This is a genomic window from Novacetimonas maltaceti, assembly GCF_002906255.1.
In the GTDB taxonomy this organism is placed as follows: domain Bacteria; phylum Pseudomonadota; class Alphaproteobacteria; order Acetobacterales; family Acetobacteraceae; genus Novacetimonas; species Novacetimonas maltaceti.
Map to the genome: position 1 here is coordinate 55212 of NZ_POTC01000010.1, position 13744 is coordinate 68955.

10 protein-coding genes and 1 tRNA gene are annotated in these 13744 nt (G+C 64.4%); 4 read left to right on the top strand and 7 right to left on the bottom strand.

Translation table 11 applies throughout. From position 1 onward, the window contains the following. Nucleotides 1–57 precede the first annotated feature (57 nt). On the bottom strand, nt 58–1782 hold the full coding sequence (locus KMAL_RS05660; RefSeq protein ID WP_110094775.1) for an ABC transporter ATP-binding protein/permease: 1725 nt from the start codon (nt 1780–1782) through the stop codon (nt 58–60). Nucleotides 1783–2079: 297 nt separating this feature from the next. Here KMAL_RS05660 and KMAL_RS05665 point away from each other — a divergent pair, with 297 nt between their 5' ends. Further along, a complete protein-coding gene (locus tag KMAL_RS05665) occupies nt 2080–4257 on the top strand; it encodes an EAL domain-containing protein (protein ID WP_239019961.1) in 2178 nt (725 codons plus the stop codon). A gap of 343 nt (nt 4258–4600) precedes the next feature. Continuing rightward, nucleotides 4601–5050, top strand: coding sequence for a DUF2501 domain-containing protein (locus tag KMAL_RS05670; RefSeq protein ID WP_110094777.1), 450 nt, complete (start codon nt 4601–4603; stop codon nt 5048–5050). A 213-nt stretch (nt 5051–5263) separates the two neighbouring features. On the opposite strand, the gene KMAL_RS05675 is transcribed toward KMAL_RS05670, so the two are convergent. From KMAL_RS05675 to KMAL_RS05690, 4 genes are read right to left on the bottom strand one after another with little or no spacing between them, the layout of a single operon-like run. Beyond that, nucleotides 5264–6931: an ABC transporter substrate-binding protein gene (locus KMAL_RS05675; protein ID WP_456306374.1), complete on the bottom strand. Its 1668-nt coding sequence runs from the start codon at nt 6929–6931 to the stop codon at nt 5264–5266. Beyond that, nucleotides 6928–7548 carry an SCO family protein gene (locus tag KMAL_RS05680; RefSeq protein WP_180999744.1) on the bottom strand — a complete coding sequence of 207 codons (621 nt, stop codon included), beginning with the start codon at nt 7546–7548 and terminating at the stop codon, nt 6928–6930. The genes KMAL_RS05675 and KMAL_RS05680 overlap by 4 nt, the downstream gene beginning before the upstream one ends. Next, nucleotides 7548–10334: a DNA polymerase I gene (polA, locus tag KMAL_RS05685; RefSeq protein ID WP_110094778.1), complete on the bottom strand. Its 2787-nt coding sequence runs from the start codon at nt 10332–10334 to the stop codon at nt 7548–7550. The genes KMAL_RS05680 and polA overlap by 1 nt, the downstream gene beginning before the upstream one ends. A gap of 14 nt (nt 10335–10348) precedes the next feature. Next, nucleotides 10349–10573, bottom strand: coding sequence for a zinc-finger domain-containing protein (locus KMAL_RS05690; RefSeq protein ID WP_110094779.1), 225 nt, complete (start codon nt 10571–10573; stop codon nt 10349–10351). A 71-nt stretch (nt 10574–10644) separates the two neighbouring features. Between KMAL_RS05690 and KMAL_RS05695 the strand changes: the two genes are divergently transcribed. Together KMAL_RS05695 and KMAL_RS05700 are read left to right on the top strand one after the other, a co-directional pair. Continuing rightward, the gene (locus KMAL_RS05695) at nt 10645–11763 is read left to right on the top strand and encodes an alpha/beta hydrolase (RefSeq protein ID WP_110094814.1); all 1119 of its coding nucleotides are present in this window, start codon (nt 10645–10647) and stop codon (nt 11761–11763) included. A 58-nt stretch (nt 11764–11821) separates the two neighbouring features. Next, nucleotides 11822–11898 (top strand) — tRNA-Arg (locus KMAL_RS05700). 288 nt (nt 11899–12186) lie between these two features. Here KMAL_RS05700 and KMAL_RS05705 read toward each other — a convergent pair. Together KMAL_RS05705 and KMAL_RS05710 are read right to left on the bottom strand one after the other, a co-directional pair. Then, nucleotides 12187–12987, bottom strand: a complete 801-nt coding sequence (locus tag KMAL_RS05705) for a hypothetical protein (protein ID WP_239019962.1) — start codon at nt 12985–12987, stop codon at nt 12187–12189. Between the two features lies 1 nt (nt 12988). Next, nucleotides 12989–13489 (bottom strand): hypothetical protein, encoded by a 501-nt coding sequence (locus tag KMAL_RS05710; RefSeq protein ID WP_239019963.1) that lies wholly within the window; start codon nt 13487–13489, stop codon nt 12989–12991. Nucleotides 13490–13744: the final 255 nt, after the last annotated feature.

A 13744-nucleotide genomic window follows, 5' to 3' on the forward strand; every position in this document is an offset into this window, starting at 1 on the left:
AAAAAGGCGGCGTTCCTTTGAAGCTTTTTGCAAAAAGCTTTACCAAAAATTCCTGATTTATGGAGACTGGAGCGTGATGCACGTGTCATGCGCCGCCAGCAGGGAGGCGCGGTGCGTGATCGAGACGATGGTGATGCCCGGACACTCCTGCCGCAGCAGGTCATACAGCATGCCCTCCGCCGTGGCATCAAGGCTGGAGGTCGATTCATCGAGGAAAACCCACGCCGGGCGCGCCACAAGGATGCGCGCGAACGCAAGGCGCTGCTGCTCCCCCGGTGAAAGCGTCTGCCCCCATGGCGCCTCCTCGTCCAGCAGGGGCGCCAGCCGCCCCAGCCCGACCGCCGCCAGTGCCGCGCGCACCTGCGTGTCCTGCACCTGCGTGGTGGCCATGGGATAGCATACGGCCCGGCGCAGGCTGCCCACCGGCAGGTAGGGGCGCTGCGGCACGAACATCATCGGGGTGTCGGGGCGTTCGATTTCCCCGCGCACGAACGGCCAGATCCCGGCCATGACCCGGAACAGGGTCGATTTCCCCGTCCCCGACGGCGCGGAAATGACGGTCATGCCCCCATGGCGCAGTGTCATCGACACATGTTCCAGCATGACCGTGCCATCGGGGCGCAGGACCGTCAGGTCACGCAGGACCATGTCCGCCCCGGCGGCGGCGGGAATGACGCGGCATTCCCCCTCCATCGCGCGGGCGCGGTCCATGACGCGCTGGAACGTCGCCAGTCGCGCGACCTCGGCATGCCATGTGGCCAGCGAGGCGTAGGAGGTCGAAAACCATCCCATGGCCCCCTGCACGCGCGAAAATGCCATGACCATCTGCATCAGCGTGCCGAACGTCATCTTGTTGGCGAAATAGCGGATGGAGCCGACAAGCAGCGCGAAATTGCCCGACACGACCTCCAGCCCCGTTGTCAGCAGCCCCAGCATCCGCGTGCGGCGCATGATGGCGAGGAAGTTGTCATAGACGGCGGAAAATGCGTGCTCCAGCCCGGTTTTCTCCTCCGCCTCGCCACGGTACAGGGCGATTCCCTCGGCATTGTCGCGCACATGTACCAATCCGTAACGCAGGTCGGCCTCGGCGCGCTGCTGCAGGAACTGCAACCCCGCAAGCCGGTGCCCGACAAGGTGCGTGACCCATGTGGCAAAGATCGAATACAGCAGCGCCGCCCAGAAGAAATAGCCCGGTATGGTGATCCCCAGCACCACAAGCGGTCCCGACAGCGCCCACAGGAGCCCGGCATAGCTGAACAGGGTCACGACATTGGTGACGAGGCTGGTGAACTGCGTCAGCGTGTCGCTGACGAAGCTGTTGATGTCCTCCTGTATGCGCTGGTCGGGGTTGTCGGCCCCGGCGTCAAGTCCCGACGTGACCAGCGCGATGCGGTAATAGGTCCGGTTTTCCAGCCATTGCGCCGTCATCCGCCGCGTCAGCCACCGCCGCCAGCGCAGCTGGAGCATCTGCTGCAGGTACGGCAGGTACACCCCCATCACCAGCGCGGGGGCCGCGACGGGGAAGAAGCCGGGGATGATGCCGCCGCTTTCGCCGCGCACATACCAGAACAGGCCGCGCAGGAAGGTCTTTACGTCGCGCTGCTGCAGGGCGGTGTAATAGACGTTGCGCGCGAACGACTGCACCAGGTCGATTCCCACCAGAGAGAACGTCAGCGCCAGCACACCAAGCAGGAGCGCCCACGCGCGCCCGCGCTCCTCGGACATGAAATAGGGACGGGTCAGGTACCAGACGTCTTTGAGCACGAGGCGTAAATGCTGCATGTTCCAGGGTCCGCACGGCCGGACGGGCGTGAGTGCACCATCCTGCCTGCGTGTGTGTCACGAAGCGCTGCGGGACTCAATCTCCATCATGCCGCCACCGCGGCAGTGGCGTTGCATTCTTGTATGAACCCCGCCAAGGGGATAAACGGTTAGGGAGAACCGGTTGAATGACCCTGTGCGGCGCACGTGCACGTATCGCTGTCCCCAAGTGTCGGCAATGTCGCGAAGCAGGGCGGTCATGGCCGTTTCTGGCCCGGATTCCCGCGCGGCAGCGGATTGCAGAAGAAAAACGATGACATGACAACCTATACGCATTCTCCGGACCTGCAGTTTTCCGACCTCGCGCTCCAGCATGTCCCCGAGGCGGTGGTCCTGATCAACGACCGTAACGACATCGTTTTCTACAATGACGCGGCACAGAGACTGTGGGGTCTCCCGCGGGACGAGGTGATGGGACAGAACGTGCGCTGCCTTGTCCCGGTGGCCTATCGCGCGGACCATGACGGTTTCATCGCCCGCCACCGGGAGGCGGGCAGCCACCACAATGTCGGCACCACCCGCGATGTGGAATTCGTCAATGCCAGTGGCGAAGTGCGGCGCGGGCGGCTGTCGCTGTCGCAGGTGGTGCGTCCGGGCCTGCCGGGCATCTTCTACATGGGCATCATGACCGACGTGACGCAGGAACGTCATGCCGAAAGCATCCTGCAACTGCGCAATGACCTGCTGCGCAGCCTGACGACCGAGAAGCTGCCCCTTGACCAAAGCGGGCAGTTCCTGTGCCAGCGCATCGAAAACACGGTGTCCGACTGCTGCGTGGTGCTGCTGCATCCGGGCGGGCGCGACGGGCGCATGGACGTGACCTCCACCACCACCCTGCCACGGCGCATGCGCAACGCGCTGGCCACCTGCGTGCCCGATGCGGCGGCGGTGGCGGCGATGAAGGACAATCCCGCCGTCGCCGCCGACCTGGCGTGGACGCGCCACGCGGTGCTGGCGCGTTCGTTCGGGTTCGACAGTTGCGTCGCCGCCCCCATCACCACCCATGACGGCACGCCGGCGGGCATCCTTGCGATCTACCTGCGCGACAGCAGCGTCAGGGACTGGGCGGTGGATGTCATGAAGGCCGCAACCCCGTTCTGCACGCTCGCGCTCGGGCGGGATGCGGCACGCCAGCGCATCTCCGAACTGTCGGAACGCGATACGCTGACGGGACTGCTCAACCGGTCGTCGCTCAACCGCTATATCGAGACGATGACATCGGACCGGCAGGATGCCGTCTTTACGGTCATGGTCATCAATATCGACAGTTTCCGCGACATCAACAACGCGCTTGGCCATATCCATGCCGACAACTTCCTGCGTGAGGTGGCGGTACGCCTGCAGAAACTGTCGGCCGGGCGCTTCATCATCAGCCGCAGCAGCGGGGACGAGTTCATCGTCGTGGTGCCCAACTGTCCCCGCGCGCTGGCGATGGACCAGGCGACGCGCATCATCCGCATGATTGCCGAACCGATCGAGGTCGATGACAGCGCCATCACGCTGTCGGTTTCCATCGGCATCGCGTGCTTCCCCGATGACGGTCCCGATGGCGAATCCCTGCTGGGCCATGCCGACGTGGCCCTCCAGCAGGCGAAGAACGAGGGACGCGGCACCTACAAATTCGCGGATTCGAGCAAGAACCGTCTGGCGCAGGACCGCCTGCTGCTGGGCAGCGCGCTGCATGAAACCGTGTCCAAGGGGCTTTTGCACCTGTACTACCAGCCCCAGATCGATACGATGACCGGCGAACTGTACGGCGTGGAGGCCCTGGCGCGGTGGCATCATCCCCACCTTGGCAACATCTTCCCCTCGCGCTTCATCGCGGTGGCGGAGGAAACCGGCCAGATCGCCGCCATCGGCCGGTGGTCCCTGCAGGAAGCCTGCCGGCAGATGGCCCAGTGGGACCGCGAGGGCATCCATGTGCCCACCGTTGCGGTCAACCTGTCCGCCGCGCATTTCGGTGACCACAGCGTTCCCGAATATATCGCGGGGCTGCTGCGGACCTATGACCTGACGCCGGACCGCCTGACGGTGGAGATCACGGAAAACGTCATGATGGAAAGTGGCAAGACCACGCATGACGTGCTGCAGGCCATCCGCAATATCGGGGTGGGCCTGTCGATGGACGATTTCGGCACGGGCTATTCCTCCCTGTCGCGCCTGACGCGCCTGCCGCTGACGGAAATCAAGATCGACCGCAGCTTCATCAACGATTTCGAGCATGACACCAACGCGCAGGCCGTGACCACCGCCGTCATCGGCATTGGCAACCGCCTGGGCATGACCGTCGTGACCGAAGGGGTGGAGACCGTGCAGCAGCGCCAACTGCTCGAGGACCTGAAATGCGACGTGATGCAGGGCTACCTGTTCGCCAAGCCGCTGCCTGCGGATGAGCTGGAAAAGTGGATCCGCACGCGTGAGGCGGGCGAGGCATAGGCCGGCCCCGACGCTCGGCATGGGGCGTTGTCGTGCATATTCAGTAACATAATCTTGAGTTCGCCCCCCGCCTGTCGCCACGGGGCGGCCGTGCCCTGTGGGCGCGCGCGGGGCATGGTTCGGGAAAATCCGTGACGCAGGAATGGTTTTGCACATCCGTTCCGTGGCGGACGGTGGCCTGCGTCCATGGCATTGCTGTTATATATCCAAAAGACGAATGTCTGGCATATGCAGTGCAGGGGGCCGGGGCGGGCATCCCATGGTAACATGACACGTACTGACACACGCCAGTCACGCATGCCGTTGCGTCTGGTCGCGCAATAATTGAACAAAGGTGAACAAAATGATCTCGTGTCTCGGTCGCGTCCTTTCCGCCGGTGCCGTTGTAACCCTGCTGTCCGCCGCCCCCGTGCTGGCGCATGCCGAAATCAACCCGCCGACGGGCGCGGGCGTCGCCAACCAGGTGGAACAGATCAAGATGGGCTCGCTGTCGGAAAAGACGGTGATGTCCGCCGTGTCCTCGGCCAAGCCTGCTGACCTTGGCGGTATCCTCAACTACTGCATCCAGTCCAACTACCTGACCGCTTCGGAAGCATGGCCCGTCCTTGCGGCCCTGAACAAGAAGACCAATGACGTCCCGTCCAACAGCAAGGGCAACATGTCGTATGCCGATGGGTCCACCGGCCTGCTGAAGGTCGGCGGCAAGGCGCCGATCTCGCTGGAAGATGCGTCGACCGACATCCGTCGCGCCGCCTGCGCGAAGGTCGAGGCACGCGCCAAGTCGATGCTCTGACCCTGGACTTCCATGCGGGCGCATCCTTTGCGGATGCGCCCGTATCCGGGGCGGAAGGTCTTCTTTTCCTGAAGAAAAAGAAGCAAAAAGACTTTTGAAAATTTCAGGACTTTTCAAAAAATCTGAAAATAATCAAAAGTTTTTGGTGAAGCTTTTTTCAAAAAGCTTCAAGGAACGCCGCCTTTCTGAAAAAAGACGGCCCCAACCCTGGCGCTACTGCACCCACACCTGTGAAAAGATCATGTGGTACAGGGTGGTATAGAAATAATTCCCCAGACGCTTCGACACCAGGTCCACATAGTTCATGTGGATGACCGGAACAGCGGGGGAGTCGCGGGTAATCAGGTCGTTGGCCTGTATCCACAGCGCGCGCGCCGCGTCGGGATCGACGGTTGCGCGGGCGCGGTCCATCACCTGCTGCACCTGCGCGTTGCAGAAGCCGGAGATGTTGATCGAACTGTCGGAATGGGGATGGAAGTTCTCGCACCCGAACAGGGTATCGAGGAAGTTGGAAGGCGAGGGATAGTCCGCATACCATTCGCGCAGGCTGATCTGCACATGGTTGTCGGTATTTTCGATATAGGTCGAATGGATGGTCTTCGACACGTTGCGGACATGCGCGTTATAGCCGATGGCCTGCAGCATGCCGCGCACATAGGTCCCCATGCTCATGTCCACCGCGTTGGCGGGGACGACCAGTGTCACGTCCTGTCCCGCCGTGCCGCTTTCACGCACCAGCTGTCGCGCGCGTTCCAGGTCAGGCCCCCGCCATGCGGGCGCGGGATGGTCGGGGGAGGCATCGCGGGTATAGGCACATTGCCCGTCATTGGGCAGCAGGCCGGGCGGCACCATCGAACATAATGGCGCGCCAAGCGCACCGCCACCGACCAGGATCGTCATCGCCCGGCGGTCGAGCGCGTAATTGACCGCCTGTCGCGCCTTGATGTTGTTGAACGGCGGCAGGTTGACGTTCATCGGCATGAAATACAGCCCGTAGAGTGGCTGCACATGCACCTGCGCGGTATAGCGCGCACCCAGTTCGCCCAGACGGTCCAGTGGCTTGTTGCCAAAGGCCCAGTCATACTGCCCGTTTTCGACCGCCGTGACCGCGTCTTCGTCCGACAGGCCGAAATCATAGGAAATGGCATCGACATAGCCATCGGGCTGCGCATCGTTGTTCCACGCATGGAAATACGGGTTGCGCGCCAGTTGCATGTGCTGCTGCGGGTCGTAGGCGACGATATGGTATGGCCCCGTGCCGGGGATCGGGCTGTTGCCCACGTCATGCAGCGGCGTGTCGGCCGGCAGGATGGAGGCATGGGGGAAGGCGATCTTCTGCGGGAATTCCGCGTCCGGTTCCTTCAGGCGGATGGTGATGCGCCGGGTCGCGGGGTCGGTCTGCACCCCATCGGCCAGGGTGCAGTGCGCGGGATCGCGCATGCAGTCATCCGCGCCGATGATCCCGCCATAGAACGAGCCTGCGGTCGGGCTGCCGACGATGAAGATCCGCCGCAGCGACGCCACCACGTCATCCAGCCCGACCTCCCGCCCGTCGGAAAAGCGCACGCCGCGCCGCAGGGTGAAGATCCATGTCCGTCCCCCGTCAGGGGTATCGGGCAGGGATTCGGCAAGGTCGGGGACCAGTTCGCTGCCTGCCGGTCCCTGTGCCTTGCGGAAGTTCAGCAGCCCGTCATAGACGATGTTGAACAGCTGCATGTACATGGTGTCATAGTCGATCTGCGGGTCCAGCGTCCCGGCGGAGGCCCGCGCCGTCAGCCGCAGCGTCCCGCCCCGGTGGTCCGCCGCCCGCGCCACCCCCGCGCCGTGCAGGCAGGCCATGCCGGCGACGGCCAGGGCGAGGCCCAGTCGGAGTGGCCTCACTTCTGGTCCGCCATCAACTGCTCGATCCGGTCGGCGATCTCCTGCCCCGTGGCGGTCGTGGGGATCGTGCCGGAATACCGCTCGGTGGGGGACATGATGACGATCTGCGACGCCGGTTCCATCATGTAGTCCCCACCTTCGAGCGGCTGGCGCACATAGGGGGCATGGTATTCACGGGCCACGGCCTCGATCATCTTGGGCGATCCGGTCATGCTGAACAGGCGCGGGCCAAAGCGCAGCGTATAGGTGCGCAGCACGTCGGACGTGTCGCGCATGGGGTCGAGCGAGATGAAGATCGGCGCGACATGGCGTGCCTTTGCCGGGCCAAGGATGTCCATCGCCTTCGCCATGGCCGCCATCGTTGCGCCACACACCGTGTCGGGACAGTGGGTGGAGCCGAAATAGACCAGCATCCAGCGCCCGCGGAAATCACTGTCGAGCACCGACCCGTCCGCCCCGTTGACCAGGCGGAAGGAGCCGCCGACCTCGTTGCCATAGGTGGTCAGCGGCGGGGCCATCCGGTCGAAGATGCGGTAGCCCACATATCCCACCAGCGTTGAAACCGTCAAAATCACCACCGTGACGATAAGGATAAACCTGTCGCGTTTACTCAGCATCAGTGTGCGTCCGCCCAATTCGTTCCGGTCCCGGTCTCCACCACCAGCGGCACGGAAAGGGTCGCTGCGGATTCCATGACCTGCTTTACAAGGGCGGCGAGACGGTCCGCCTCTTCGTGCCGCACCTCGAACAGAAGTTCGTCATGGACCTGAAGCAGCATGCGTCCGTCAAGCCCTGCCTCACGCATTTCGTGAGGAATCCGCACCATCGCGCGTTTTATGATGTCGGCCGCCCCCCCCTGCAGCGGGGCGTTGATGGCCTGGCGTTCGGCATAATTGCGCCGTGCGGCGTTGCGCCCGTTGATTTCGGGCACCCAGCAGCGCCGCCCGAACGGCGTGACCACGTACCCGTTGGCGCGGGCCTCGTCGCGCGTGCGCTCCATGTAGTCGCGGATGCCGGGATAGCGCGCGAAATAGGCGTCGATATAACCCCGTGCCTCCCCCGGCGGGATGCCAAGCTGCCGCCCGAGGCCGAAGGCGCTGATGCCATAGATGATGCCGAAATTGATCGCCTTCGCCCGGCGGCGCGTCAGCGGGTCCATCCCCTCGATGGGGATGTTGAACACTTCGGACGCGGTGCGGGCATGGATGTCCTGCCCCAGCGCAAAGGCTTCCTTCAGGGCGGGGATGTCCGCCACGTGCGCCAGCAGCCGCAGTTCGATCTGCGAATAATCCGCCGACAGCAGCACATGGCCCGCAGGCGCGATGAAGGCGCGGCGGATGCGCCCGCCTTCTTCGGTGCGTACGGGGATGTTCTGCAGGTTGGGATCGTTTGACGACAGCCGTCCCGTCGTCGTCACCGCCATCTGGAAGGAGGTATGCACCCGCCCGGTTTCGGGATCGACCTGGTTGACCAGCGCATCGGCATAGGTGCTCTTGAGCTTGGCCAGCTGCCGCCATGCCAGCACTTCGGCCGGCAGGTCGTGCCCCTTGTCCGCAAGGTCCTGCAGCACGGACGAATCCGTCCCCCACGCGCCGGACTTCATGCGCTTGCCGCCGGCAAGTCCCATCTCGTCAAACAGGATCTCGCCCAGCTGCTTGGGGGAGCCGACATTGAACTCCCGCCCGGCAAGGGTGTGGATGCGCGCCTCAATCGTGGCCATGCGGCCTGCGAATTCGACCGACATGGCGCGCAGGTCGTTGGCATCGACCGCGATGCCCACCCGCTCCATGTCCGCCAGTATCTCCACCAGCGGGCGTTCCAGCTCCTCATACAGCGCCAGCGCCTTGTTGGGGCGCAGCAGCGGGCGCAGCACCTGCCACAGGCGCAGCGTCACGTCCGCGTCCTCGGCGGCGTAGGTGGTGGCGCGCGCGATATCGACACGGGCGAAGGGGATGCGGTTGCGCCCGGTGCCCGTCACCTCGTCATAGGGGATGGGCGTGTGGTCAAGGTACAGCCGCGACAGTTCGTCCATGCCCTGCGTATGCTTGCCCGCGAACTGGGCATAGGAAATCAGCATCGTGTCGTCGATGGGCGTGGGCTGCGGGGCGCCCGCGCGGACCAGCACCTCCAGGTCGAACTTGGCGTTCTGGAACACCTTGAGCACCGAGGGGTCCACCAGCAGGCCCGACAGGCACTCCAGCACGACGGCGACATCCATCTGCGTGATCGATGCGCTGTCCATCAGGTCGCCCTCATGCGCCAGCGGGATGTAGCACGCACGCCCCGGCCGCGTGGCCAGCGAGATCCCCACCAGCCCCGCGCGCAGCGGGTCGAGGCCATCGGTTTCCGTATCCACCGCGCACACGCCCGCGGCCTGCGCCTCCGCCACCCATGCGCGCAGCGTGTCGGCGTCGGTGACGGTTTCATACTCGCCATAGGGCGCATCGGGTGCTGCGAGGGGGGCGGTCACGGGTTCGCCCGAAACCGCCGCAGGGGCCGGGGCGGTGGGCGCGCGCCTTTTCGCCGCGGTCCCGGTGGCGGGCAGGCCGATGCGCTGCATCAGGGAGCGGAAGCCCATCTCCTCCAGCCAGGGGCCGAGTCGCGCCTGGTCCACGTCGCAGCAGGCCAGATCCGACAGCGGGACGGGGCAGGGCGCGTCCTCGCGCAGGGTGACAAGCTGGCGTGACAGGCGGGCCATGTCCGCATGCGCGATCAGGTTGTCGCGCCGCTTTGACGCCTTCATCCCCGCCGCCGCGTCAAGGATGGCGTCGAGCGAGCCGTACTCCTCCATCAGCGTTGCTGCCGTCTTCGGCCCGATTCCCGGCACGCCGGGCACGTTGTCCACCGGATCGCCGATCAAGGCCTGCACGTCGATGACCTGCGCGGGGGCGACGCCGAACTTGGCGCGGACCTCGGCCTCGCCAATGGGTTTCTGCTTGATCGGGTCCATCATCTGCACGCCGGGGCGCACAAGCTGCATCAGGTCCTTGTCGGAGGAGATGATGGTGCACGTGCCCCCCGCATCCGTCGCCTTGCGCGCATAGGCCGCGATCAGGTCGTCGGCTTCCCATCCCGCCTCCTCGATCGCGGGCACGCTGAAGGCGGCGGTGGCGTCGCGCACCAGCGCGAACTGCGGGCGCAGGTCCTCCGGCGGTTCGGGGCGATGGGCCTTGTACTGGTCATACAGGTCGTTGCGGAACGTGTGGCGTCCCGCATCGAAGATGACCGCCAGATGTGTTCCCGCATGCTCACGCAGCAGCCGTGCGAGCATGTTGGTGAATCCGAATACCGCATTGACGGGCGTTCCGTCCGGGCTGGTCATGGGGGGCAAGGCGTGGAAGGCGCGGAAAATGAAACCGGAACCATCCACAAGGATCAGGCGGACCTGCGCGTCAGTGTGCATCGGATCAGGGGTTTTCAGTGCGTATCGCCGCTGGTTGCCCCGGGGTTGAGCACGAACAGGCGCGAGCAGTAGGGGCAGAAGGTCTGGTGGTCCGCGATGCGCAGGAACACGCGCGGATGGCCCAGCGCGCCAAGGCCGCCATCGCACGACAGGACGCGCGAATCGACCACGATCGTCTCGACCAGGCCCAGGACGGGATGGGGCGTCGGGTTGGGCTGGTGTTTGGTCAGGTCTTGCATTTCGATGAACCTCGGGCTTGTTGTCCGGACATGGAGTGCGATGCCCCGGCAGACCCGTGGCGTCGATGACGATGATACGCAGGATTGCCGTGCTTTCAAACCTTCGCCTGTCACGCCTGCTTTATCCGGCGTTCCTTTTCCTTCTGGCCGGATGCGCGACGCATGATGTCCCCACACCCGTCCCGCCGGCGCGCCATGCGGATCTTGGCCGCCTCGTGCCGCCCGACCGGGTGATGGACGTGCCCGGCACGGGGCGGGTGCCGATGCGCGTATGGCGTGCGACGGGGACGCCACGCGCGGTGGTCCTTGCGCTGCATGGCTTCAACGACAGCCGCGATGCGTGGGAACGTCCCGGCCCGGTCCTCGCGCGGCAGGGGATCACGCTCTATGCCCCGGACCAGCCGGGATTCGGCGCGATGCCGGACCGGGGCGGATGGGCGGGAACGGACGCGATGGTTGCCGCCGCCCGGGCGGAGGCCGCAGCCATCGCGCATGAAAATCCCGGCCTGCCGCTTTATGTGATGGGCGAAAGCATGGGCGGCGCGGTTGCGGTGTGCATGTCGGCGCAGGCGGGCGCACCCGCTGGTACGCATGCGACTGTGCCGGCGGACGGGCCGCCCATCGCGGGCTATATCCTGCTGGCGCCCGCGGTGTGGGACCTTGGCGCGGGGACGGACGCGACGTTGTGGGCGATGGCCACCCTTGCGCCGCAATGGCGGCTGACGGGACGCGAACTGCCGGTGCATGTCACGGCGTCCGACGACATGCTGGCGCTGGCGCGGCTGTATTACGACCCGCTGACGCTGCGCACGACGCGCACGACCGCGCTTGCGGGGCTTGCGATGCTGATGCACCGCGCGGCCCATGACGTGGGGCGCATGCGTGGCCCGGTGCTGGCAATCTATGGCGGGCGGGACCAGCTGGTGCCGCTTGCGGCGATGACGCGGGCATGGGCGCGCCTGCCGCCGGGCGCGCGGCGCGATTTCATCCCGGCGGGCTATCACCTGCTGCTGCGCGGGCGGCAGGGGGACAAGGTCATGCGCGACATCGTGTCATGGGTCGAACGGCCCGACGATTTCCTGCCATCGGGCGGCGACATCGCGGCCAGCACATGGAACGACGCGCAGGCAGGCCACGCGCAGCCGCCCTTCTTCCTGCCCGCGCAGATGGACGGGCTGGTGCGGAAGTGAAATTGCACCATTTCAGGGCTGGCGTTCGCGGCCCCGACAGGGTATGCAGGGCGGCAGTGGACTCGTAGCTCAGCTGGATAGAGCGTCGCCCTCCGAAGGCGAAGGTCGAAGGTTCGAATCCTTTCGAGTCCGCCATTCATTTTCAGAAAATCGCAGAATATAGCCGTTTTTCAGGGGTCGCCTTTTGGCTTACCCCCCTTAATACCCCTCTTAAAACTGCCGCTTGGATGGCTTTGGCAGGCAGGATGGGGTGTATGTTTGTTTTGATATCGTAATGAAAAAGGTTGACCTACAAAGTAAGAAGGTCGGTGTACGGGTGTTACCCACACACATAAAAAAAGGGCCTCCATTTCTGGAAGCCCCCTGCCTGTCTGTCTGATCCATATTCCTTTGTGGGTCGTCCTGTTATCGGCCCGCCTGCCGTCACCCCGCCACAACCCTTCCTGTAAGGGCAAACCAGCGGCGCAGGCTGGTATCCATCACCTCATCGGTCATGCGGTTGCGCTCCACTTCCCCGATGCCGCGCTCCGTCCACAAATCACCCAATGCCTCAAGGGTTGCCGTCAAGGCACGCTGGTAGTCATCGTCTGTCCGGTTCCGGTCATGGCAGTAATCGGCAATCACCACGCCAGCGCCGTGCGTACCCAGTTCAGACAGGCCCGGTTGCGGCTTCTCGCCCCGGTAGAGTTCAGCCATCTTGTCTGTGGCTGCATCCATTGCCGCCTGCCTGTGCTCGTCCGTGTCCTGCCCCGGTATGACCATCTGGCGAAACAACGCCGTAAGCCGTCGCGTTACGGCCTCCATAGCGAATCCGTAGGGCAGTCCGGCATCATGCGCGAACATGGCCGCGATCCTGCCTGTGCCAGGCATGTTCACCATACCCACGCCATCAACGGTCTTGCGGTCGTTATCATCCAGTGACGCCATGATGCGGGCCTGTGCGACTTCCCGGCTTTCATCCAGTGCGCGGCCATCCTTCACGGGCCAGTCATGGACAGCGGCAATCTTCTGGCAGAACTGGCGAGCCGCCAGCCCGTCCATCGCACAGGCAAGCGGGCATTCCGTGCCGTCCACGAACACCACAGATGGCAGATAGGTTGCATCCCCCATCCCTGCCGGGACAGGCCGCGTCCACAAACACCGCACGGCCTTCGGGTCGAGTGTTGTGGGATCAGCCATCACGGTCGGCACAGCGCGGGCCGTTGCATATTTGGGATTGCTCATGTCAGGCGTCCTCATTGTTGTCAGGGGCATAGATAATTTCGGGGTAGTCATCAGGCAGGCGCGGGCCGCCGCCGATCATGTACTTAGGCGTGGCGTCCTCCCGGTCATGTGGATAGGAAGCCATATAACGGCGGCGGTTCTGATCCCATTTCCATCCCTGACCTTTCAGCCATTGCGGGTCTGGTGAGCCGAACAGGTGCAGCTTGCCGGTCTTTGGGTCGAGCCGGATGCCCGAACGGTTTTCATCCGGTTGGGGCTGCGCTGTGGATGGTCCGGCTGCTTCCAGCATCTGGATGATGGCGTCCCGGCTGTGCTTCATCATCCTGATAAGGTCGGGGGTGATGGCGGCGGTATTGCCCCTTATGGCCGGTTGCCCATCCACCAGCACGACACGACACCCAAGATCATCCAGATGCGCCAGCAGGGCGGAGGGGTCCGGGATCGCTGGGGCGCAATCCGACTTTGCCCACTCCATCAGTCCGGCAAGGGCGGCACTAACCATGATGCCCACCTCCGATGTGAATGTGCGTCCTGTTCAGGCCCGTTGTTCTCAACAGATACCCCGCGCTGTTATCTGCGGCGGGCAGCACCTCAGACCGCCTGCTATCAGGTGAAAACAGCGCCAACCCGGTTCGGGGTCTGTAAAATGCGGTGTGACCGGTGTGACCGGTGTGACCAGCGTCCAGATTGGCTGTTTTCCGCCGTTTTTCAGGGTCACTTTCGGTCACACCTGCAAAAACACGCGGTGTGACCGGTG